This window comes from Pseudomonas sp. CBC3, assembly GCF_037967085.1.
Classification (GTDB): Bacteria; Pseudomonadota; Gammaproteobacteria; order Pseudomonadales; family Pseudomonadaceae; genus Stutzerimonas.
In genome coordinates this window covers 509,458-530,823 of record NZ_JBANEO010000003.1, presented here as the reverse complement: position 1 = coordinate 530,823, position 21,366 = coordinate 509,458, and the positions used below count along the sequence as shown (strand labels likewise).

Sequence of the window (21,366 nt, the reverse complement as noted above, 5' to 3'; positions counted from 1 at the left end):
CCTCTTCATATGCCGCTGTGGCGGTCGATTCTATCGGTTATTCAGGGTCTGTTGACGTTTAGTCGCGAGCCCCTGGTTGTTCAATTCGTCTACGACGGTACGCCCTTGAGATGACGGGTCGCGCCGCTGGCGATCAGTTCGGCAAGCGCGGCCACATCCACCAGCGCGCACATATGATCGATCACCGTTCCAGCCAGCCATGGCCGTTGAGTGCGCTGCGAGCGCCATTTGACTTCTCTCGGGTCCAGGCGAATCGAGCGGCTGACCTGATGCACCGCCAGCCCCCATTCATATCCCTGCACCGAAATCACATACTGAAGCCCCTCGCGAAAATCGTCGCGATAACGGTCGGCCATGACCCAGCGCGCCGTGTCCAGAACCTTCAGGTTGCCGGCCTGACTTGGCAATATGCCGAGAAACCAGGCGGGCTGGCCAAACAACGGCGTCAGATCCTGACCGGCGAGCGGATAAATGGAACCGAGGCTGACCAAAGGCACCGCTAAGGTTAGGCCGGCCACATCGAACAGCAAGCATTCGAAGGGTTCCTCGCCCCACTCCGGCGGGCCACCGGGCAGGTGCGCCTGCAACTTGATATCCGCAATCGGTTCGACCAGTACCGGTGCCTTTTCAGCCGGCGTTTCGGGCGGCAGCTCAAGCAAGGCTTCCGTCTCGACCAGCACAGGCGTAGGCGCGGGAATCGGCTCCGGCTCGGGCACGACCTGCCGCAGCGGAACCACCCGCTGGACGTCGCGTTGCTGCTCTTCGAGCACTGCAGCCTGGAACTCGTCGTGGCTGACCGACTCGGTCAGCTCCATGACGGCATCCTGCAGCAGCGCGTCGAGATAGGACTGCAGCGTCTGTTGCGATCGGCTTTCTTTAAGAAGGGTACGGCTCATGAAACCAACTCGTGCGAACCAACTGGATAGGCTATCGGCCACGACCACGGCGAACTTGAACCGTGATCAGGCCGTACGTCGTCTTCAAGCAACCTGAGGAGAAGCCTGCGCGGCCAACAGCGTCTTGAGCAGCGCGCGGTAGGCAATGACTCCTCGACTGTTGGGGTCATGCTGCGAAGGCGTCACACCGGCGCGGCTGGCATCGCGCAGGCGCGTATCGATCGGGATGTATGCCTGCCAGAGATTGGCCTGATAGTTATTGCGCAGCACCTTTAGGGTATTCATCGATGCCTGGGTACGCCTGTCGAACATGGTCGGCACGATGGTGTAGGGCAACGCCTGCCGGCGCGAGCGGTTGATCATCGCGAGCGTGCTGACCATCCGTTCAAGGCCCTTCATGGCCAGGAATTCCGTCTGCACCGGAATGACCAGCTGCTGGCTGGCCGCCAGCGCGTTGACCATCAGCACACCGAGCAGCGGCGGGCTGTCGATGATGGCGTAATCGAAATCCTGCCACAGCTGCGAAAGACTCTTGGCAACGACCAGACCGAGCCCATTCTGGCCTGGCGACTGGCGCTCCAGAGTCGCCAGTACCGTACTCGACGGCAACAGCGAGATCCGTTCGTGACTGGTCGGCAACAGCAACTGCCAAGGCAGTCCTTCCGGCACAGCACCCTGGTGCTGGAACAGATCGAAGACGCTGTGCTCGAGATTATCGGGATCATGACCGAAATAGCTCGTCATCGACCCATGGGGATCGAGATCCAGCGCCACGACCCGCTTGCCGGAATCGGCCAGCAATCCGGCGAGTGCGATAGAGGTGGTGGTTTTACCCACTCCGCCTTTTTGATTGGCTACAGCCCAGACTCTCATAACTCGTTTTCCATCCGGATCGAACCAGACCGGGAAAGGCCGTGTCGGCATGACCGACGACGGAGAATTGACGACACCGCAAGCGGCACCTAACGACTCTCACTGGAAGCAGATTGTGTGCCAGAGTGCTGCGCCACTCCGGCAGCGCGGGCATTACCACTCCCTACCCCGCTGATGCTGCGCCGCACATCGAGATTGCGGGAAATGACCAGTATCACCCGGCGATTACGCGCGCGGCCCTCCGCTGTCGCGTTGTCGGCTATAGGCTGAAACTCACCGTAGCCCACCGCGGCCAGACGCGATGGATCGACGCCATCGGCCGCGAGCATCCGCACCACGCTACCGGCGCGTGCTGCGGAAAGCTCCCAGTTGGTCGGAAACTTGTTCGTGCTGATCGGCAGGTTATCGGTGAAACCTTCCACATGTATCGGGTTATCGAAGGGCGCCAGAATCCCGGCAACCCTCTCCAATAATTCGAACGCATGATCGTTGGGCAACGCATCGCCGCTGGGGAACAGCAGACTGGAATTCAGCTCGATCTCCACCCAGAGCTCGTTGCCGCGTACGGTGAGCTGTTTCGCGTCGATGAGATCGGCGAAGGCCTCTTGCATGCTCTGCATGATGCTCTGTAGCGGATCGATCGGCTCTCGTGATGATTGCGGTTCGTCTACTTGCGAGACGTCGGGTTCAGTGGTGCGGGGCCGCTCTTCGCCGATCGGGATCGGCTTGACCGCCCGGTCGACCTGATTGAAGACGCCGACGAGCGAGTCGGAGAGGATCTTGTATTTGCCCTCGTTAAGCGAGGAGATCGAATACATCACCACGAAGAAAGCGAACAGCAGCGTGATGAAATCCGCGTAGGAAACCAGCCAGCGTTCGTGGTTCTCCGGCTCCTCATGTGCTCTGCGTCGGGCCATGCTCAGGCCGCTCGCGAAGGATACGAACGGCCAGGCACAGCCACACGCACCATCGGAACGGTGGCATAACGGCGGTGAGTGGCTGTGATCGGAGCGCTTGCCATGTTCGTTCTCATGTCTGCGGCGGCGAAATTGCGCGCCGTAGGCGGTCAGTCCATGAAGCCTTGCAGCTTCATTTCTATCGAGCGGGGATTTTCCCCCTCGGCAATCGACAGAACGCCTTCGAGCAACATTTCGCGGTAGGTGGTGTGTTTCTGCACCACGCTCTTGAGCTTGTTGCCCATCGGCAATACCAGCAGGTTAGCGAAGGCGACGCCGTAGATAGTGGCAACGAATGCAACGGCTATGCCACTCCCCAGCTGACTGGGGTCGGCGAGATTGCCCATCACGTGGATCAGCCCCATTACGGCTCCGATGATCCCTACCGTGGGCGAATAACCGCCCATGCTTTCGAACACTTTCGCTGCACGGAGATCGCGGGTTTCCTGGGTGTACAAATCGACTTCGAGGATGCTGCGAATCACTTCCGGCTCCGCGCCATCGACCAGCAACTGCAAGCCCTTGCGGGCATAGGGGTCGGACTCGGTTTCGGCGATCGGTTCGAGGCCCAGCAGCCCCTCCTTGCGCGCCGTGGCGCTCCAGCCGGTGACCAGGCTGATGCCACGGGCCATATCGACGCGCGGCGGGAAGAAAATCCAGCCGACAATCGACATGGCGCGCATGAACACGGCCATGGGCGTCTGCAGCAGTACCGCGCCGAGCGTGCCGCCCAGCACGATCAGGGCGGCGGGGCCGTTGAGCAATGCCGAAACGTGACCGCCTTCGAGAAAATTACCCCCGACGATGGCGACGAACGCGAGGACCAGCCCTATCAGGCTGAGTACATCCATCAGATACACGCCTCGCTCAAATGGCGGCCGATGTCATCGAGGCCATAGACGGCGTCGCTGAGGTTGGCCTTGGCCACCGCCATCGGCATGCCATAAATGACGCAACTGGCTTCGTCCTGCGTCCACACCTGGCTGCCGCTCTGCTTGAGCATGCGCGCGCCTTCCCGGCCATCGGCGCCCATCCCGGTCAGCACGACCGCCAATACCTTGTCGTTGAACGCCTTGGCGGCGGAACCGAAGGTCACGTCCACGCAGGGCCGATAATGCAGGCGCTCGTCGCCGGGCAGAATGCGCACCGCACCGCGTCCGTCGACCATCATCTGCTTGCCGCCCGGCGCCAACAGTGCGAGTCCGGGACGCAGCAGGTCGCCGTCTTCGGCTTCCTTGACGCGGATCTTGCAAAGCTTGTCCAGACGCTCGGCGAACGCCTTGGTGAAGGCCGCCGGCATATGCTGAATCAACACGATAGGAGCCGGAAAACTGGCAGGCAGCTGAGCCAGCACACGCTGAAGCGCTACCGGGCCGCCCGTCGAGGTGCCAATGGCCACCAGTCGGTACGCCTTGCGCCGAGGCGCCGCCGACGCCTGTGCGGGGGCTGCGGTGCGTGGCGCCGCTGGAGCCGATCCCGAAGGAGTAGCCGCAGGACGAACTACCAGTGCTACGGCTGCCGCGGTGCTGCTATAGCGGCGATTGCTGCGCGAAATCGTGTTGACCTTCTCGCACAGCAGTCGCTTGACCTTCTCCGGGTTACGGGAAATATCTTCGAAATTCTTCGGCAGAAAATCCACCGCTCCCGCATCCAGCGCGTCGAGGGTTACCCGGGCGCCTTCATGGGTAAGCGAGGAAAACATCAAAACCGGCGTCGGGCAGCGCTGCATGATCTGTCGCACGGCGGTGATGCCGTCCATCATCGGCATCTCGTAATCCATCGTGATGACGTCGGGCTTCAGTTCGATGGCCTTATCGATGGCTTCGCGCCCGTTGGTGGCGGTTCCGATCACTTGAATATTCGGGTCGGAAGAAAGGATCTCCGAAACACGGCGGCGGAAGAAGCCGGAGTCGTCCACCACCAGGACCTTGACTGCCATAACACACTCCTAGCGACGGCGGCCCGCTCGGGGCCGCTGCGAACTGATCATATCCGGCGCGCGTAGCGCTTGAGCATGCTCGGAACATCGAGGATCAAGGCGATGCGGCCATCGCCGGTGATGGTCGCGCCGGACATGCCCGGTGTGCCCTGCAGCATCTTGCCCAACGGCTTGATGACTACTTCCTCCTGGCCCACCAGCTGATCGACGACGAAGCCGATGCTCTGATTGCCGACGTTTAGAATCACCACATGGCCCTCGCGCTGCTCCTCCTGCTCGGCACCACGCACCAACCAGCGTTTGAGGTAGAACAGCGGCAGCGCCTTGTCGCGCACGATCACCACTTCCTGGCCGTCCACCACGTTGGTGCGGGACAGATCAAGGTGGAATATCTCGTTGACACTCACCAGCGGGAACGCGAACGCCTGGTTGCCGAGCATCACCATGAGCGTGGGCATGATCGCAAGCGTCAACGGTACCTTGATGACCACACGCGAGCCCTGACCCTTGGCGGAAAACACGTTGACCGTGCCGTTGAGCTGGGAAATCTTGGTCTTGACCACGTCCATGCCGACACCGCGGCCGGACACGTCGGAGATCTCCGATTTGGTAGAGAAGCCCGGTGCGAAGATCAGGTTGTAGCATTCCAGGTCGTTCAGGCGGTCGGCCGCATCCTTGTCCAGCAAGCCTTTCTCCACCGCCTTGGCACGCAGAACCTCGGCGTCCATTCCTTTGCCATCGTCGGTGATGAGCAGCAGGATGTGGTCGCCTTCCTGCTCGGCCGACAGCACGACCTTGCCGGTGCGAGGCTTGCCGGCGGCTTCGCGCTCTTCCGGCGTCTCGATACCGTGGTCAACGGCGTTGCGAACCAAGTGCACCAGTGGATCGGCCAGTGCCTCGACGAGGTTCTTGTCCAGATCGGTTTCTTCGCCGACCAGTTCCAGGTTGATCTCTTTTTTGAGGCTGCGGGCCAGATCCCGAACCAGTCGCGGAAAGCGCCCGAAGACCTTCTTGATTGGCTGCATGCGCGTTTTCATCACGGCGCTTTGCAGATCGGCGGTCACCACATCCAGATTGGATACAGCCTTGGCCATGGCTTCGTCGCCGCTATTGGAACCTAGGCGCACCAGACGGTTACGCACCAGCACCAGCTCGCCGACCATGTTCATGATTTCATCGAGCCGCGCGGTATCGACCCGCACAGTGGTCTCGGCTTCGCTCGCTGGCTTCTCGGTTGCAGGGGCAGCTTTGGCTGCCGTGTCCGTTTTAGCCGGAGCAACGGCGGCTTTGCTTGGCGCTGCCGCAGGCGCGGATTTCGCGGGCGTGCTTTTCTTTGCAGAGGATGCAGCGGCGACGGGAGCGGCCGGAGCAGGTGTTGGAATTACGGGCGCCGCTTCGGGTTCGAACTTACCTTTGCCGTGCAACTGGTCCAGCAGAGCTTCGAACTCGTCGTCGGTGATTTCATCACCCCCTGCTGCAGCAGGCTTGTTCGCCTCGACAGGCGGCGCAGGCGCAGCAGAAGCCGGCTCGGAGAAGTGACCCTTACCGTGCAGCTGGTCGAGCAACGCCTCGAATTCGTCGTCGGTAATCTCGTCGCTGACAGGCGCTTCGGCGACCGGTGCGGCCGGTGCCGGAATGGGCTCCACCGCAAACTGGCCTTTGCCATGAAGCTGATCGAGCAAGGATTCGAATTCGTCGTCAGTGATCTCATCGCTGACGCTTGCGGTCGAGGCCTCGGCGGAATTTTCCAGCGCGCCAAGGAACTGCTCGAATTCGTTGTCCGCCGTCGCGGCTTCGGGCTCGGGTTCTGGCTCGACTGGAGCCGCCTGAACCTCCTCCACGGCCGGTTCGGCCAGACGCGTCAGCGCCGCCAGCAGTTCTGGAGTCGCCGGGGTTACCGTGGTGCGCTCTCTAACCTGGGCAAACATTTCATTGACGGAATCCAATGCCTGCAGCACGACATCCATCAATTCCGAGTCGACGCGACGCTCACCCTTGCGCAGGATGTCGAAGACGTTTTCAGCAATGTGACAACACTCGACCAGCTCATGTAGCTGGAGAAAGCCGGCACCGCCTTTTACCGTATGGAAACCGCGAAAAATCGCATTGAGCAAGGCGGTGTCATCGGGGCTGCTTTCCAGCTCCACCAGCTGCTCTGACAATAGTTCGAGAATCTCGCCGGCCTCTACCAGGAAGTCCTGGAGGATTTCTTCATCGGCGTCGAAGCTCATATTCACCTTCCCCTAAAAGCCCAGGCTCGAAAGCAGATCATCGACATCGTCCTGTCCGGATACGACATCCTCACGTATATCGGCATGCATCTGCGGACCTTCACCATGGGAAGGCTCTTTTTCCTGTTTTTTCTTTTCCTGCTCGGCGCGCATGGCTTCGCGGTCATGCTGGATACCTGCCACGCGGTCGACCTGCCCAGCCATAAGCACCAGCTTGAGCAGGTTGCTTTCGAGCTCAGTGATCAGCCGGGTCACCCGCTTGATCACCTGACCGGTCAGATCCTGGAAATCCTGCGCCAGCATGATTTCGCTGAGATTCTGCGACAGCTGGCTGCTGTCGCTCAGGGAGCGTTGCAGATACTGGTCAATGCGGCGAACAAGCTCCCGAAACTCCTCGGCGTTCATATCTCTGCGCATGAAGCGCTGCCAGTCGGCGACCAGGCTTTGCGCTTCGTAACTGACGTAGTTCACCAGCGGCGCCGACTCCTCGACCAGATCCATGGTGCGGTTGGCGGCCTTTTCGGTCATTTCCACGACATAGGAAAGACGATCGGTGGCGTCGGTGATGGGTGACGGATCACCGCCCGTAGCGCAGGTATCCATCTCGAGCTTGACGATGGCGTTATGCAGCTCGCGGGTCAGCTTGCCGACTTCCTGGTAAAGCCCGTTGTTACGGGCCTGATTGAGCTCGTTGAACATCTGCGCCGCTTCGTCGAAGCGGCCCTGCTGCAAACTCTCGATCAGTTGGGGTGCGTGAGCCTTCAGAGTCGCTTCGAACTCCGCCAGGCTTTGGTCTGCTTGCGTCATAGTGCCCTCGCGGCGTTACTGCTTCAGCCGTTGACGCGCTCGAAGATCTTTTCGATCTTCTCTTTGAGCACTTGAGCCGTGAATGGCTTGACCACATAACCGTTTACGCCCGCCTGCGCGGCCTCGATGATCTGGTCGCGTTTCGCCTCGGCGGTAACCATCAATACGGGCAGATGCTTCAGGCGCTCGTCGGCACGGACGGCGCGCAGCAGATCGATGCCGCTCATGCCGGGCATGTTCCAGTCAGTGACGAGGAAATCGAAGCCGCCGCTTTTGAGCATCGGCAGCGCGGTGGTGCCGTCATCTGCTTCGGCAGTGTTGGTAAAGCCCAGATCGCGCAAGAGGTTCTTGATGATCCGTCTCATGGTCGAGAAATCATCGACGATGAGGATTTTCATATTCTTGTCCAAGTAAACCTCCGTAAATCCCGAATCCCCAGAACCTGCTCACGGTCTGTTGCGGGCCTCATGAATGAAGCTCGTAAGCGGCCTATAGTGCTTTTTTTTGCGAATCGATCAGCGCCCGCGCCACTCGCCAAGGCGAGCCCGCAGGCGCGCCGCGCACTGACTGTGCAACTGGCTCACCCGCGATTCGCTGACCCCTAGCACCTGGCCGATTTCCTTCAAATTCAATTCTTCGTCGTAATACAGCGAAAGCACCAGCTTTTCACGCTCGGGCAGGTTGCCGATAGCCTCAGCCAGCGCCTGCTGAAAACGCTCGTCTTCAAGATCGCGGGACGGCTCCGGATGGGCGCTGGCGGCATCCTCTCCAAACTCCCCGTGCTCACCTTCCTGCAGCAAATCATCGAAGCTGAACAAGCGGCTGCCCAGAGTGTCGCCCAGAATGCCGTAGTACTCATCGAGACTCAATTTAAGTTCGGCCGCAACGTCCTGATCTTTAGCATCGCGACCGGTTCTGGCTTCGATCGCCCGGATCGCTTCGCTGACCATGCGCGAATTGCGGTGTACCGAACGCGGCGCCCAATCGCCCTTGCGGACCTCGTCGAGCATTGCGCCGCGGATGCGGATACCGGCGTAGGTCTCGAAACTCGCACCTTTTCCGGCATCATACTTCTTCGACGCCTCGAGCAAGCCGATCATGCCGGCCTGCATCAGGTCATCGACCTGCACACTGGCCGGCAAGCGCGCCAGCAGGTGATAGGCGATGCGCTTGACCAACGGCGCGTACTGATCGATGAGTTGGTATTGCGAGTCTTTTGCCTGAGCTTTGCTGTAATACATAACGAGTCCAGCCGCGGTCAGTCGTTAGGCTCTGTGGCGGGCCTGACGAGGCGCTCCACAAAGAACTCCAAATGGCCCCGCGGCGTCGCCGGCAATGGCCAGGTATCCACCTTCTGCGCAATGGCCTTGATCGCCAGCGAGCATTTGGCTCGCGGATAGGCCTCATATACGGCGCGCTGTTTCTGTACCGCCTTGCGTACCGCCTCGTCGTACGGAACCGCGCCGACGTATTGCAACGCTACATCGAGGAACCGCTCGGTCACCTTGCTCAGCTTGGCGAACAGGTTGCGGCCCTCCTGGGGCGCGTGTGCCATGTTCGCCAACACACGGAAACGGCTGATGCCATAGTCACGATTGAGCAGCTTGATCAACGCGTAAGCGTCGGTGATCGAAGTGGGCTCGTCGGTCACCACCAGCAAAATCTCCTGCGCGGCCCGAACGAAACTCACGACACCGTCGCCAATGCCTGCCGCGGTGTCGATGATGAGCACGTCGATATCGTTGCCGAGATCGCTAAACGCCTGGATCAGTCCTGAATGCTGCAGTGTAGACAGCTGCACCATGCTTTGCGTGCCGGATGCCGCGGGCACGACGCGGATGCCACCCGGCCCCTGAATCAATACGTCACGCAGGTCGCATTCGCCCGCAATGACATCGGCCAGCGTTCGCTTGGCGGTCAAACCCAGCAGTACGTCGACGTTGGCCAAGCCAAGGTCGGCATCGAGCAGCACCACCCGACGACCAAGATCGGCCAGCGCCAGCGCCAGATTGACCGACACGTTGGTCTTGCCGACGCCGCCCTTGCCGCCGGTAACTGCAATAACCTGTACGGGATGCATACCCATTTTCACACGCCTATATCTTGCTTGAGCCCTTGGGCCTTCGATGCGTTCAGCCCGAACGCGTCTTCTTTGTGTGTATCACGGAGCAAAGCGTTCATCCGACCTTCCGTGAAGAACCGTTGTACAGACCGGAGAACATGTCGGCCATGGTTTCCTCGCTGGGATTCTCCTCCGATTGCAGGCTCACCGCGCGACTGACCAGCTGATGACTGCGCGGCAGTTGCAGATCGTCGGGGATGCGCGGCCCATCGGTGAGGTACGCGATCGGCAGATGCTGGCTAATGGTGAGGCCGAGCACGTCACCCAGGCTACCGGCTTCATCAAGTTTAGTCAGAATGCAGCCGGCCAGCCCACAACGGCGATAGTGATGCCAGGTCGCCTTGAGCACCTGGCTCTGGCTGGTCGCCGGCAACACCAGGTAGTTCTTCGATTTGATACCGCGGTCGGCCAAGGTATCGAGTTGCGCGCGCATCATCGGATCATTGGCCGGCAGCCCTGCGGTATCGATAAGGATCAGGCGCTTGCGGGCCAGCGGCTCCAGCGACCTGCTCAGCGGCTGGCTGGGGTCGATCTGAATGACCGGCACGTCGAGGATGCGACCAAGGGTCTTCAGCTGCTCCTGCGCACCGATGCGGAAGTTGTCCATGCTTGCCAGGGCGACGCTCTGAGCGCCGTGCTTGAGCACGTAGCGCGCCGCGAGTTTCGCCAGCGTGGTGGTCTTGCCGGCACCGGCCGGACCGACCAGCGCAATGATGCCGCCCTCTTCCAGCGGCTCGACCTTGGTGACCTTGACCGCCTGGGCCAGGTGCGCCAGCACCATGCGCCAGGCCTGACGCGGCTCGGAAACATTGGCAACCTTTTCCAGCAAGCCGCGCGACAGGTCGGCGGGCAGACCGATACGCTGCAGCCGGCGCCAGAGATTGGCTTGTTGCGGACGGCGGTTCTGCTCGTGGCCCCAGGCAATCGAGCCGAGCTGCATTTCGATCAGCTCACGCAGCCCCTGAAGCTCGGACTGCATGGCTTCCATCGCGCGCGAGTCAGCCGCTGCCGGAGCAGCGACCGGCTTCGGCTGAGCGACCGCTGCCGGCTTTTCGTCAAGCAGTTGACGATCCTGGCCAGCGGCACTGCGCGACGGCGCGCTCAGCTCGGCATGGGCGCTGGCGATACGGGCCTGGGTTTTGCGCAGCTCGGCTTCCAGGGCCGCGTTCGGCTTCTTGGGCGCAGCGGGCTCCATCGGGTAATCAAGCATGGCCGTCAGCTCGACGCCGCCAGCGACACGACGGTTGCCCGTGATCACGGCATCGGCGCCCAGCTCGTCACGAATCATCTTCATGGCGATACGCATGTCGGCTGCGAAGAAACGTTTGACCTGCATGGCCTGTACCCTCGATTAATTCTGACCCACCGTCGAAACGATGGTGACCTGCTTGTTATCCGGTATTTCCTGGTAGGCGAGGACATGGATGTTCGGTACCGCGAGCCGGGCGAAGCGCGACAGCATCGCGCGGACCGGACCCGCCACCAGCAGAATCGCCGGCTTACCCAACATTTCCTGACGCTGTGCCGCCTCTACCAGGGAACGCTGCAATTTTTCGGCCATTCCGGGCTCCAGAAGAATGCCATCTTCGGAGCCCTGACCAGCCTTCTGCAGACTGTTGAGCAATATCTGTTCCAACCTGGGCTCAAGCGTGATCACAGGCAGCTGCGGCTCAAGCCCTACAACGTTCTGCACAATTGCGCGGGAGAGCGCGACCCGCACGGCAGCCACCATGGCGGCGGGATCTTGACTCTTGACGGCGACGTTGGCGATGGCCTCGGCAATGGTGCGAATGTCGCGTACCGGCACCTGCTCCTGCAGCAGCGCCTGCAACACCTTGAGCAAGGTGGACAGGGAAATCATCCCAGGCACCAGCTCTTCGGCGAGCTTTGGCGAGCTCTTGGCCAGCAACTGCATCAGTTGCTGCACTTCTTCATGACCCAGCAACTCGTGGGCATGCTTGTGCAGGACCTGGTTCAGGTGAGTCGCAACCACGGTGCTAGCATCGACCACGGTGTAACCGAGCGACTGCGCCTGATCGCGCTGGCCGGGCTCGATCCACACCGCCTCCAGGCCGAACGCCGGGTCTTTGGCGGCGATGCCGTTGAGCGGCCCGAAAACCTGCCCCGGATTGATCGCCAGCTCGCGATCCGGATAGACCTCGGCTTCGGCCAGGCTCACCCCCATCAGCGTCAAACGATAGGCGTTGGGCAACAGATCGAGGTTGTCGCGGATATGCACCGAGGGCATCAGGAAGCCGAGATCCTGCGAGAGCTTCTTGCGTACGCCCTTGATTCGCGCCAACAGCTGCCCACCCTGGTTGCGATCGACCAGCGGAATCAGCCGGTAACCCACCTCCAGGCCGACCATATCGACAGGCGTCACATCATCCCAACCCAGTTCCTTGGTTTCTGCCGCGCGCTGCGCAGGCAGCGCTTCCAACTGCTTCTGCTCTTCCTGCTCGGTTTGCTGCTTGACCTGCTTCTGGCGATGCCAGATCCAGTAAGCACCGCCCGCGGCAACCGCGCCGAGACCGAGAAAAGACATATGCGGCATGCCTGGCACCAAACCCATGGCAATCATGATGCCGGCGGACACCGCCAGCGCCTTGGGCGAGGCGAACATCTGCCGGTTGACTTGCTGGCCCATGTCCTCGGAGCTGGTCACGCGAGTCACCATGATGGCGGCTGCGGTCGATAGCAGCAGCGAAGGGATCTGCGCGACGAGGCCGTCACCAATGGTCAGCAAGGCGTAAACCTGACCCGCCTCGCTGAAGCTCATGCCGTGCTGCGCCATGCCGATACCGACGCCGCCGATGAGGTTGATGAACAGAATCAGCAGGCCGGCGATGGCGTCGCCACGCACGAACTTGCTGGCACCGTCCATCGAGCCATAGAAATCCGCCTCGGAAGCCACTTCGACGCGGCGCTTTTTGGCTTCGGCCTGGTCGATGAGTCCGGCGTTGAGGTCAGCGTCGATCGCCATCTGCTTGCCAGGCATCGCGTCGAGGGTAAAGCGCGCGCTCACCTCGGAAATCCGCCCGGCGCCCTTGGTGACCACCACGAAGTTGATAATCATCAGGATCGCGAAGACGACGATACCGACCACGTAGTTGCCGCCGATCACCACGTTGCCGAAGGCCTCGATCACGTGTCCGGCTGCGGAGCCACCCTCGTGGCCATTGATCAACACCACCCGAGTCGAGGCCACGTTCAGCGCCAATCGCATCAACGTGGCGACCAGCAGGATCGTCGGGAACACCGCAAAATCAAGCGGCCTCAGCGCATAGACACTGACCAGCAGCACGACGATGGACAGCGCGATGTTGAAGGTGAACAGCAGATCCAGCAGGAACGGCGGCACCGACAGCATCATCATGCCCATCATCACAAGCAGCAGCAGCGGCACGCCAAGGTTGCCGCGACCTGCGCCCGCCAGGCCATTGCGAATGTTGATGAGTTGCGTGCGATCCAATGTAGACCCCGGCAAAGCAGACCAAAGAATTGACGCGAAGCGCGCCCTGCCGAGGCTATAGCAAGAAGGAGTCCAACTTGCTCAAGACCACTGAGTTCGGTTCGGGCGGCGCGCACCGTCCAGGACGATGCCGACTGGCATGGCGGTATTCGAACCGACCGGGGACTGGGCAGTCTCACTCCTAGCATCGTCGCCAGCCCGAAGCGTGGCTGACGGTGCTGCGACTGGCGGCCCTGCCGCTTTATTCACCTACCAGGAGTTTTGCCATGAAACAGTGGATTATCGCGGCGCTTGCCGGCTGCACGGCCATGGGCCTGCATGCCGAAACCCTCAGCGTACCGGTCAAGGCCGTGACCGCCCAAGGCGTTGGCGAATCCGTCGGCACCGTCAAGATCGAAAGCAGCCAGTACGGGCTGGTATTCCGTCCCGAACTGTCGGGCCTGGAATTCGGCGCCCATGGTTTCCATATTCACGCAAAAGGCGATTGCGGGCCGGCCGACAAGGACGGCGAAGCCGTCGCGGCAGGCGCAGCAGGTGGTCATTGGGATCCGCAGAACACCGGCAAGCATGGCGAGCCCTGGGGCGACGGCCATATGGGCGATCTTCCGGCGCTGATGGTCGACGGTGCCGGCAACGCCAGCCAGCCGGTTCTCGCGCCCCGCCTGAAAAGCCTTGGCGACATCAAAGGCCTGGCGCTGATGGTCCACAAGGGTGGCGACAACCATTCCGACCATCCACAGCCGCTTGGCGGCGGCGGCGCTCGGGTTGCCTGCGGGGTGATTGAGTAAGAGCAGCTGGAAGTACGTAGCACGTAGGGTGGGCTTTAGCCCTCCAGACCCAGGCTACAGTGCTGCGGTTGCGGTGGGCTGAAGCGGAGCGCCGCCCGGCCCACCAGACTCGAGCTACCTTCCTGCGGTGGGCTGAAGCCCACCCTACGACAATTACGAAGGTTCAAGCTCGAGCGCAGCTTTCGGGCCACTCATTCATCCCTTCGCAGATCTGGCGGAATCGGCAGATTGCCCAGCGGATCCGGCCGTTTGCCCTTGCCGGAACGATACTGGCGTAGCTGATAGACGTACGCCAATACCTGCGCCACGGCCAGATAGAGCCCCGCCGGGATTTCCTGGTCAAGTTCCGTGGAGTAGTACACCGCCCGCGCCAGTGCCGGAGATTCGAGTACCGTCACCTGATGCTCGTTGGCGATCTCGCGAATCTTCAAGGCCACGAAATCGCCGCCCTTGGCCACCAGCATCGGCGCCCCGCCCTTGTCGCCGTCGTATTTCAGCGCCACAGCGAAGTGGGTCGGGTTGGTGATGACCACATCGGCTTCCGGCACCGCCTGCATCATCCGGCGCTGAGCGGCATCGCGCTGCAGCTGGCGTATCCGCGATTTGACTTCGGGTTTGCCTTCGCTGTCCTTATATTCGTCGCGCACTTCCTGCTTGGTCATCATCAGCTTCTGCTTGTTGTCCCAGAGCTGAAACGGCACGTCCACCGCGGCAATCAGGATCAGACCGCAGGCCATCCACAGCGCGCACCAGCCCACCACCTCGGCGCTGTGCATGATGGCCAGATCCAACGGCTGTTTGGCGATGGACAGCAGGTCGTCCTGATAGGCGTTGAGCACCGCCAGTGCCACCAGCAACACCACGAGAAACTTGCCCAGCGCCTTCAGCAGCTCGACCAGCGCCTTGGTCGAGAACATCCGTTTCAGACCGGGGCCAGGGTTCATGCGGCTGAACTTGGGCGCCATCGCCTTACCCGAGAACAACCAGCCGCCCAACGAGATCGGCCCGATAATGGACACGATCAGCAGCACGATCAGCAGCGGCATGATGGCCTCCAGCGCAATCATCCCGCTGCTCATCAGCAGTTGCACCATGGCGCTTTCATCCAGCAGCGTTTCGCGGCTGAGCTCGAAATTGCTTTGCATCATGGCCATCAGGCTACCGGCCAGGCTGCCGCCAGAGGCCAGCAAACCGCCGATGCCACCTAGCGTCACCGCCACGGTGCTCAGTTCACGGGAACGGGCGAGCTGACCTTTTTCGCGGGATTCACGGAGGCGTTTCTCCGTGGGTTCCTCGCTTTTATCGGCACCGCTTTCGCTCTCAGCCATGCGCGGCCTCCGGCAGCTGTGAACAAGACATTGGCATCAGCGTAGCCCGATCAGTTCGCGAAGCATTCCCAACGCCTCGCTGACGAAGGTCTGGTACTGCGCGAGGATATCGGCCATGCCGATCCAGACCACGATCAGGCCGAGCACCAGGGTCAGCGGGAAACCGATCGAAAAGATGTTCAACTGCGGCGCAGCGCGCGTCATCAGACCGAAGGCCAGATTCACCACCAGCAGCGCGGTAATCGCCGGCAACACCAGCAGCAGTCCGGCCCCCAGCACCCAGCCCAGTTTGCCCGCCACTTCCCAGAAATGATTGGTGCCGACCAGCCAGCCGCCGATCGGCAGAGTGGTGAAGCTTTCGGTGAGGATTTCCAGCACGACCAAGTGGCCGTTCATCGCCAGGAACAGCAGGATCACCAACATGTTGAAGAATTGGCCGATCACCGGCACCGAAACACCATTGGCCGGGTCGACCATCGACGCGAAACCCAGCCCCATCTGCATAGCGAGCAGCTGCCCCGAGACGATGAACAGCTGAAAAAACAACTGCAGCACGAAGCCCAGCATCACCCCGATCAAAATCTGTTCGGCAATCAGCACCAATGCCTGCGCGCTCAGCGCCTCCACCACCGGCACTGGCGGCAACCCGGGAACCAACACGATCGAAATGGCGAGCGCCAGGTAAAGCCGCACCCGCATCGGCACCAGCTGGGTACCGATGATCGGCATGCTCATCAGCAGCGCCGCGATGCGAAACAGCGGCAGCAGGAACTGCCCGACCCAGGCGCCGATCTGCGCATCGCTGAGTTCAAGCATCGGGGCGCACCATGCGGGCGGTGATCATCACGACTAGCCGATGATCAATGGAATGTTCTGAATCAAGCCTTGGGTGTACTCCATCAGTTCCCTGACCAGCCAGGGCCCGGCCCAGATCAACGTCAGCAGCATCACCAGCAGGCGCGGCAGAAAGCTCAGCGTCTGTTCGTTGATCTGCGTGGCGGCCTGGAACATTGCCACCACCAGCCCCACCAGCAGACTCGGGACCACCAGCACACCGACGATCATGGCCGTCATCCACAAGCCTTCGCGAAACAGATCCACCGCAACTTCGGGTGTCATGGGCGTCTTCCTCGCGCTAAAGCGTGCCGAAACTGCCGGCGAGCGTGCCAATGATCAAACCCCAGCCGTCAATCAGCACGAACAGCATGATCTTGAACGGCAACGAGATGATCAGTGGCGACAGCATCATCATGCCCATCGCCATCAGTACGCTGGCCACCACCATGTCGATGATCAGAAACGGAATGAAGATCATGAAGCCAATCTGGAACGCGGTTTTCAGCTCGGAAGTCACGAATGCCGGTACCAGAATCGTCAGGGGAGCGGCATCCGGCGACTGGATGTCGGTGCGCCGCGAAAGCCGTACGAACAACTCGAGATCGCTTTCGCGGGTTTGCGCGAGCATGAAGTTCTTCAGCGGCACCTCAGCCCGAGCGATCGCATCCTGCGCGGATAATTGCTCGTTCAGATAGGGTTGCACCGCCTCGTTGTTTATCCGTTCGAACACCGGCGCCATGATGAACAGTGTCAAAAAGATCGTCAGGCCGACGAGGATCTGGTTCGAGGGCGTCTGTTGCAGGCCCAACGCCTGACGCAGAATGGAAAAGACGATGATGATCCGCGTGAAGCTGGTCATCAGCATGACGAACGCCGGAATGAAGCTCAGCGCCGTCATGATCAGCAGAATCTGCAGGCTGACCGAATATTCCTGCTGCCCCTCGGCGTCGGTGCTCAGCGTGATGGCCGGGATCGACAGCGGGTTATCGCCCTGGGTGATCAGACCGCCGGCATCCTGCCCCACAGCAAAAGGAGCGGCCAATACCAGCAGGACCGCCAGCAACAATCGAAGCATCAGGGTTTGTCCTTCTGATCCCGGCCGAGCAATTCCATCAGGCGCTGGGCAAATTCGGGGTTTGCCGGCTCCGCATCCGGCAGATGAACCGGCTCTTCCAGTACATGCAGCGGCGTGATGCGCCCGGCACTCAGGCCGAGCAGTACCTGCTCGCTACCGACCTGTACCAGCACCAGGCGCTCGCGTGGCCCAAGGGCGTGGCTGGAGATCAGCTTGATGGCTTGGTTGCTGCGCGGATTGATCTGTTGCATCCGACGCAGCAGCCAGGCAAGCAGAAAGATCAGCCCGATCACCAGCAACAGGCCGAACAGCAGCTTGGTCATCTGCGTGCCCATGCCCGTGCTGCTCATGCTTGCCGCGGGTTCGGCGGCCATTGCCGGCAATGCCAGCGCGAGCGAAAGGAAAACCAGGGCTTTCATCTCAGCGCAACTTCTTGATGCGTTCGCTTGGACTGATGACGTCCGTAAGCCGAATGCCGAATTTCTCATTCACCACCACTACTTCGCCGTGGGCGATCAGCGTGCCGTTGACCAGCACGTCCAGCGGCTCGCCGGCCAGACGGTCGAGCTCCACCACCGAGCCTTGGTTGAGCTGCAGTAGATTGCGAATGCTGATCTCGGTGCTGCCGACTTCCATGGAGATGGAAACCGGAATATCGAGGATTACGTCCAGGTTCGGGCCGTCGAGACCGGCCGTTGCGGCCGACTTCGGACCGCTGCCGAACTCCTCCAGCGGTGCGCGCGGAGGTGCCGGCGCGGTGGCTGGCCCCTGATTCAGCAGCGCATCGATATCGTCCTGGTTGGCATCGCCCGCCTCGGCCAGCGCCGATGCCCATTCATCGGCCAGCGCCTGCTCTTCGGCGGAAGTGTTGTCGTGTTCGTCTGCCATCGTTAGTCCTCGACCGGCTGGTAAATGAATTGAAAGCTATCAACGTGGCCGCAATACGGACTCGAGCACCTGCAGGGCCAGATTGCCCTTGTGCGCGCCGAGCTTGACCTTGAAGGCGGGCATGCCGTTGGCGCGCATGATCATGTCTTCCGGCATTTCCACCGGAATCACATCGCCCGGCTGCATGTTGAGAATGTCGCGCAGCTTCAGCTGACGCCGCACCACCGTCGCGCTGAGCGGCACGTTCACGTCGAGGACGTCTTCGCGCAAGGCATTGACCCAGCGCTCGTCCTGATCGCTGACATCCGACTGGAAACCGGCATCGAGCATTTCGCGGATCGGCTCGATCATCGAGTACGGCATGGTCACATGGAAGTCGCCACCGCCGCTTTCGAGCTCGATATGAAAGGTCGACACCACCACCACTTCGCTCGGGCTGACGATGTTGGCCAGCGCCGGGTTCACCTCCGAATGCACGTATTCGAAGTTGACGTCGAGCACCGCATGCCATGCTTCCTTCAGATCGACGAAGGCCTGATCCAGCACCATGCGCACGACGCGCAACTCGGTCGGCGTGAATTCGCGCCCCTCGATCTTGGCGTGGCGCCCGTCGCCGCCGAAGAAGTTGTCCACCAGCTTGAACACCAGCTTGGCGTCGAGGATGAACAGGGATGTGCCGCGCAACGGCTTGATCTTCACTAGATTGAGGCTGGTCGGTACGTACAGCGAATGCACGTACTCGCCGAATTTCATTACCTGCACGCCACCGACCGACACATCGGCCGAGCGGCGCAGCAGGTTGAACATACTGATGCGGGTGTAGCGGGCAAAACGCTCGTTGACCATCTCCAGCGTGGGCATGCGCCCGCGGACGATGCGGTCCTGGCTGGTCAGGTCGTAACTCTTGATGCTGCCCGGTTCGGAATCGCTTTCGGTATCGACCAGACCGTCGTCGACTCCATGCAGGAGCGCATCGATCTCGTCTTGCGAAAGCAGGTCTTGAACAGCCATCTACAACGACCCCTATTGCAATACGAAGTTGGTGAACAGCACTTGCTCGATGGCAAGTTTGCCGATTTCCTTCTGTGCCAGCTCTTGGACGCTGGCGGTGGCCTGCTGCCGAAGCATCTCCTGCCCGACCGGTGTAGACAGGCTGGCGAACTCCTGACTGGAAAACAGCATAACCAGTTGATTGCGCAACAGCGGCATGTGTTCCTTCAGCGCGTCGAGTGCCGCCTGATCACGCGACATCAGCGCCACGCTAACCTGCATGTAACGCTGCCGGCCACCGGTGTTGGAAAAATTGACGATGAATGCCGGCGCCAACACTTCGTAGATCGCTGGCTGACGCAGCGGTGCAGTCGGCGTATCCGAAGCGGCTTCCGGCTGTGCTTCAGTATCGCCCCGACTCATGAAGTAGAACGTGCCGCCGATCGACAATCCGACCGCCAGCAGCAGGCCGAGTACGATCAGGACAATCAACTTGAGCTTGCCCTTGCCACCGCTCGCAGCCGCCGGGCTCGGTACGTCTGGGGGTCCCTGTTTCTTAGCCATGCCAAATATCCGTCATCACAAGGTGATTTCACTCGCAACGAAGCGCTACGAGCAACTGCTGTGCCAGTATCGGCCAGGGACGCGGAGCCGTAAACGACTGCAACAGGCCCGCGCTGATTTGTAGACGAATAGTTGGCGCGAAGTCCGCGTTCGCCGCAAGGGCTCGCCTCCGACGAACAGCGTCGGCGTAGGACTAGGGCAACGGACTTTTTAGTGGGAGGCCAGACCTCCGGGCGAGGCGTTTGCGTGCAGCGTCTTGGGCCGGGCGCGAGCCCGGCTCCCTAGGTCAATCACAAAGCACTCAGGCGTAGTAATCCACCAGACCGCGATCGCCCCCGGAACGGCTCGTGCTGACTTCAAGCGTGCCGCCAACGATTTCCTCATCCCCGGTAGCCGATACGCCGGCTACGCTCCGGCTGCGCGACTCGCTACCGTCGCCCTGCCAGCCCTTGGACTGATCGGAAACATTCACATCCATGGTCATGCCCTGCTGCGCGAACATATCCCGCAGGCGCTGCATCTGCCCTTCCAATGCGTCGCGTACGCCAGCGTGAGGGCTGAGGAACGTGACCTGTGTCTGAGTCTGATCCTTGTTCATGTCGATACGGATCTCCATACGACCCAACTCGGCGGGATCGAGCTGAATCTCAGCGGACTTGAGGTTCTGACTCGACAACCACATCACCCTGTCGACCACCGCTTCGCTCCAGCCTGACTGCTGCATCTGCACCGGCTGGCCCGGCACAATCGTCAGCCGCTGCGCCTGCTGAGCCTGGGTCTGCTGTGCAATCGCCTGGGTCAGCGGGTTGAGCCGATTGGCCGCCATATCGGTGGCGCTCGTGCGGCTCTCCTTCGGCGCATCCAGCTTGTCCAGCAGATCACTGAAACTTTCCTCCAGCGAGAGCTCGTCTGACTCTTCCGTCAGTTCCTCGCCCACCAACAGGCTCGCCGAGAGCGTTTCCTGGGTTTGCTCGGAGGCTTCATCCGACATCACGGCGTTGGCAAACGGACTCTTCTGAGCAGCGGATTGGATATCCAGGGAACGCGTGCCCACCATAGCCGGCTCGGCCTCTGCTTCAGCGGACTCTACGCCGGCCTGAGCCAGCCCCAGCCCAGCCAGAAACTCGCTGCCGGTCGGCGGCTGTGTGGCCAGCGACTCGTCACTGACTGGCACCTGCCCGCCCATGCCGAACAACAGCAACGGATCGAGCTCGGTCTCGCCGTCTTGCGGGGCGCCATCGGCCATCTCGGCGTCAGCAGGCAATTCGTTGCCGGCTTCGGCCACGGTCGGCTTTTCGCTGCCGCCAGCTTCGGCGGTTTCCTGACTCGGCTTGTCGCCAGCCGGCTTGTCCCGGACAGGCTTTGCCGCAGAGTCCTGACGTTCGACCGGCTTGGGCTGGCGCTCCTTGGCGTAGACGTTGGCGAAGCTGGAAGGCTCGTCCCGGCTGGGCTGGCGGGCGGCCTGAGGGGTCGCGCTCGCTGCCTTTGCGACAGCCGTGGGAGCCTTGATGTTGAGCAATAGATCGGGGGAAACGGCCATGGGTCTTCCGCTCAGGATGATGACATTGCGTTTACTCAAGCAAAGTCCAGGCCATAAGCT

At 61.2% G+C, this 21,366-nt stretch carries 22 protein-coding genes; 1 reads left to right on the top strand and 21 read right to left on the bottom strand.

Going from position 1 to position 21,366, the window contains the following annotated elements:
• Positions 1-89 precede the first annotated feature (89 nt).
• The 12 genes from V6943_RS15025 to flhA all read right to left on the bottom strand — a co-directional run bounded on the left by V6943_RS15025 (position 90) and on the right by flhA (position 13,296).
• The gene (locus V6943_RS15025) at positions 90-896 is read right to left on the bottom strand and encodes a CheW domain-containing protein (protein ID WP_340554239.1); all 807 of its coding nucleotides are present in this window, start codon (positions 894-896) and stop codon (positions 90-92) included.
• Positions 897-980: 84 nt separating this feature from the next.
• On the bottom strand, positions 981-1,769 hold the full coding sequence (locus V6943_RS15020; RefSeq protein WP_131650115.1) for a ParA family protein: 789 nt from the start codon (positions 1,767-1,769) through the stop codon (positions 981-983).
• Positions 1,770-1,858: 89 nt separating this feature from the next.
• Positions 1,859-2,686, bottom strand: coding sequence for a flagellar motor protein MotD (gene motD, locus V6943_RS15015; RefSeq protein ID WP_340554237.1), 828 nt, complete (start codon positions 2,684-2,686; stop codon positions 1,859-1,861).
• Positions 2,687-2,835: 149 nt separating this feature from the next.
• Positions 2,836-3,576 (bottom strand): flagellar motor protein, encoded by a 741-nt coding sequence (locus V6943_RS15010; protein WP_131650113.1) that lies wholly within the window; start codon positions 3,574-3,576, stop codon positions 2,836-2,838.
• The gene (locus tag V6943_RS15005; RefSeq protein WP_340554235.1) at positions 3,576-4,664 is read right to left on the bottom strand and encodes a protein-glutamate methylesterase/protein-glutamine glutaminase; all 1,089 of its coding nucleotides are present in this window, start codon (positions 4,662-4,664) and stop codon (positions 3,576-3,578) included. Before V6943_RS15005 ends, V6943_RS15010 begins: the two co-directional genes overlap by 1 nt.
• Positions 4,665-4,711: 47 nt before the next feature.
• Positions 4,712-6,895: a chemotaxis protein CheA gene (locus V6943_RS15000; RefSeq protein ID WP_340554233.1), complete on the bottom strand. Its 2,184-nt coding sequence runs from the start codon at positions 6,893-6,895 to the stop codon at positions 4,712-4,714.
• A 12-nt stretch (positions 6,896-6,907) separates the two neighbouring features.
• A complete protein-coding gene (locus V6943_RS14995; RefSeq protein ID WP_131650110.1) occupies positions 6,908-7,702 on the bottom strand; it encodes a protein phosphatase CheZ in 795 nt (264 codons plus the stop codon).
• Between the two features lie 23 nt (positions 7,703-7,725).
• Positions 7,726-8,100: a chemotaxis response regulator CheY gene (locus tag V6943_RS14990; protein ID WP_177493042.1), complete on the bottom strand. Its 375-nt coding sequence runs from the start codon at positions 8,098-8,100 to the stop codon at positions 7,726-7,728.
• A gap of 117 nt (positions 8,101-8,217) precedes the next feature.
• Entirely contained in the window at positions 8,218-8,964 is a 747-nt protein-coding gene (fliA, locus tag V6943_RS14985) for an RNA polymerase sigma factor FliA (protein ID WP_197446038.1), read from the bottom strand.
• On the bottom strand, positions 8,961-9,788 hold the full coding sequence (gene fleN, locus V6943_RS14980; protein ID WP_131650107.1) for a flagellar synthesis regulator FleN: 828 nt from the start codon (positions 9,786-9,788) through the stop codon (positions 8,961-8,963). Before fleN ends, fliA begins: the two co-directional genes overlap by 4 nt.
• 91 nt (positions 9,789-9,879) lie before the next feature.
• The gene (gene flhF / locus V6943_RS14975) at positions 9,880-11,160 is read right to left on the bottom strand and encodes a flagellar biosynthesis protein FlhF (RefSeq protein WP_340554229.1); all 1,281 of its coding nucleotides are present in this window, start codon (positions 11,158-11,160) and stop codon (positions 9,880-9,882) included.
• Positions 11,161-11,175: 15 nt separating this feature from the next.
• Complete coding sequence (gene flhA, locus V6943_RS14970; RefSeq protein WP_340554227.1) at positions 11,176-13,296, bottom strand: flagellar biosynthesis protein FlhA; 2,121 nt, start codon at positions 13,294-13,296, stop codon at positions 11,176-11,178.
• A 266-nt stretch (positions 13,297-13,562) separates the two neighbouring features.
• Between flhA and sodC the strand changes: the two genes are divergently transcribed.
• Entirely contained in the window at positions 13,563-14,084 is a 522-nt protein-coding gene (gene sodC, locus V6943_RS14965; RefSeq protein ID WP_340554225.1) for a superoxide dismutase [Cu-Zn] SodC, read from the top strand.
• Positions 14,085-14,275: 191 nt separating this feature from the next.
• Here sodC and flhB read toward each other — a convergent pair whose 3' ends face one another.
• The 9 genes from flhB to V6943_RS14920 form a co-directional block, all read right to left on the bottom strand.
• Positions 14,276-15,412 (bottom strand): flagellar biosynthesis protein FlhB, encoded by a 1,137-nt coding sequence (gene flhB / locus V6943_RS14960; protein WP_131650103.1) that lies wholly within the window; start codon positions 15,410-15,412, stop codon positions 14,276-14,278.
• Positions 15,413-15,448: 36 nt separating this feature from the next.
• Positions 15,449-16,228, bottom strand: coding sequence for a flagellar biosynthetic protein FliR (fliR, locus tag V6943_RS14955; RefSeq protein WP_131650102.1), 780 nt, complete (start codon positions 16,226-16,228; stop codon positions 15,449-15,451).
• A gap of 33 nt (positions 16,229-16,261) precedes the next feature.
• Positions 16,262-16,531, bottom strand: coding sequence for a flagellar biosynthesis protein FliQ (fliQ, locus tag V6943_RS14950; RefSeq protein WP_131650101.1), 270 nt, complete (start codon positions 16,529-16,531; stop codon positions 16,262-16,264).
• Positions 16,532-16,547: 16 nt separating this feature from the next.
• The gene (gene fliP, locus V6943_RS14945) at positions 16,548-17,324 is read right to left on the bottom strand and encodes a flagellar type III secretion system pore protein FliP (RefSeq protein ID WP_131650100.1); all 777 of its coding nucleotides are present in this window, start codon (positions 17,322-17,324) and stop codon (positions 16,548-16,550) included.
• Positions 17,324-17,743 carry a flagellar biosynthetic protein FliO gene (gene fliO / locus V6943_RS14940; RefSeq protein WP_131650099.1) on the bottom strand — a complete coding sequence of 140 codons (420 nt, stop codon included), beginning with the start codon at positions 17,741-17,743 and terminating at the stop codon, positions 17,324-17,326. The genes fliP and fliO overlap by 1 nt, the downstream gene beginning before the upstream one ends.
• 1 nt (position 17,744) lies before the next feature.
• Positions 17,745-18,212, bottom strand: a complete 468-nt coding sequence (gene fliN, locus V6943_RS14935; protein WP_340554222.1) for a flagellar motor switch protein FliN — start codon at positions 18,210-18,212, stop codon at positions 17,745-17,747.
• Between the two features lie 39 nt (positions 18,213-18,251).
• Positions 18,252-19,223: a flagellar motor switch protein FliM gene (gene fliM / locus V6943_RS14930; RefSeq protein WP_131650097.1), complete on the bottom strand. Its 972-nt coding sequence runs from the start codon at positions 19,221-19,223 to the stop codon at positions 18,252-18,254.
• Positions 19,224-19,235: 12 nt separating this feature from the next.
• Positions 19,236-19,766 carry a flagellar basal body-associated protein FliL gene (gene fliL, locus V6943_RS14925; RefSeq protein ID WP_340554220.1) on the bottom strand — a complete coding sequence of 177 codons (531 nt, stop codon included), beginning with the start codon at positions 19,764-19,766 and terminating at the stop codon, positions 19,236-19,238.
• A 301-nt stretch (positions 19,767-20,067) separates the two neighbouring features.
• Entirely contained in the window at positions 20,068-21,306 is a 1,239-nt protein-coding gene (locus V6943_RS14920) for a flagellar hook-length control protein FliK (RefSeq protein ID WP_340554218.1), read from the bottom strand.
• Positions 21,307-21,366 lie beyond the last annotated feature (60 nt).

Coding starts and splice junctions, on each gene's coding strand:
- fliO (WP_131650099.1), bottom strand. CDS start 17,743: ATGAAAGCCCTGGTTTTCCTTTCGCTCGCGCTGGCATTGCCGGCAATG.
- V6943_RS15005 (WP_340554235.1), bottom strand. CDS start 4,664: ATGGCAGTCAAGGTCCTGGTGGTGGACGACTCCGGCTTCTTCCGCCGC.
- motD (WP_340554237.1), bottom strand. CDS start 2,686: ATGGCCCGACGCAGAGCACATGAGGAGCCGGAGAACCACGAACGCTGG.
- flhF (WP_340554229.1), bottom strand. CDS start 11,160: ATGCAGGTCAAACGTTTCTTCGCAGCCGACATGCGTATCGCCATGAAG.
- V6943_RS14920 (WP_340554218.1), bottom strand. CDS start 21,306: ATGGCCGTTTCCCCCGATCTATTGCTCAACATCAAGGCTCCCACGGCT.
- flhB (WP_131650103.1), bottom strand. CDS start 15,412: ATGGCTGAGAGCGAAAGCGGTGCCGATAAAAGCGAGGAACCCACGGAG.
- fliL (WP_340554220.1), bottom strand. CDS start 19,766: ATGGCTAAGAAACAGGGACCCCCAGACGTACCGAGCCCGGCGGCTGCG.
- fliN (WP_340554222.1), bottom strand. CDS start 18,212: ATGGCAGACGAACACGACAACACTTCCGCCGAAGAGCAGGCGCTGGCC.
- fliP (WP_131650100.1), bottom strand. CDS start 17,324: ATGCTTCGATTGTTGCTGGCGGTCCTGCTGGTATTGGCCGCTCCTTTT.
- sodC (WP_340554225.1), top strand. CDS start 13,563: ATGAAACAGTGGATTATCGCGGCGCTTGCCGGCTGCACGGCCATGGGC.
- V6943_RS15020 (WP_131650115.1), bottom strand. CDS start 1,769: ATGAGAGTCTGGGCTGTAGCCAATCAAAAAGGCGGAGTGGGTAAAACC.
- fliQ (WP_131650101.1), bottom strand. CDS start 16,531: ATGACACCCGAAGTTGCGGTGGATCTGTTTCGCGAAGGCTTGTGGATG.
- V6943_RS14995 (WP_131650110.1), bottom strand. CDS start 7,702: ATGACGCAAGCAGACCAAAGCCTGGCGGAGTTCGAAGCGACTCTGAAG.
- V6943_RS15000 (WP_340554233.1), bottom strand. CDS start 6,895: ATGAGCTTCGACGCCGATGAAGAAATCCTCCAGGACTTCCTGGTAGAG.
- V6943_RS14990 (WP_177493042.1), bottom strand. CDS start 8,100: ATGAAAATCCTCATCGTCGATGATTTCTCGACCATGAGACGGATCATC.
- fleN (WP_131650107.1), bottom strand. CDS start 9,788: ATGGGTATGCATCCCGTACAGGTTATTGCAGTTACCGGCGGCAAGGGC.
- fliR (WP_131650102.1), bottom strand. CDS start 16,228: ATGCTTGAACTCAGCGATGCGCAGATCGGCGCCTGGGTCGGGCAGTTC.
- fliM (WP_131650097.1), bottom strand. CDS start 19,223: ATGGCTGTTCAAGACCTGCTTTCGCAAGACGAGATCGATGCGCTCCTG.
- V6943_RS15010 (WP_131650113.1), bottom strand. CDS start 3,576: ATGGATGTACTCAGCCTGATAGGGCTGGTCCTCGCGTTCGTCGCCATC.
- V6943_RS15025 (WP_340554239.1), bottom strand. CDS start 896: ATGAGCCGTACCCTTCTTAAAGAAAGCCGATCGCAACAGACGCTGCAG.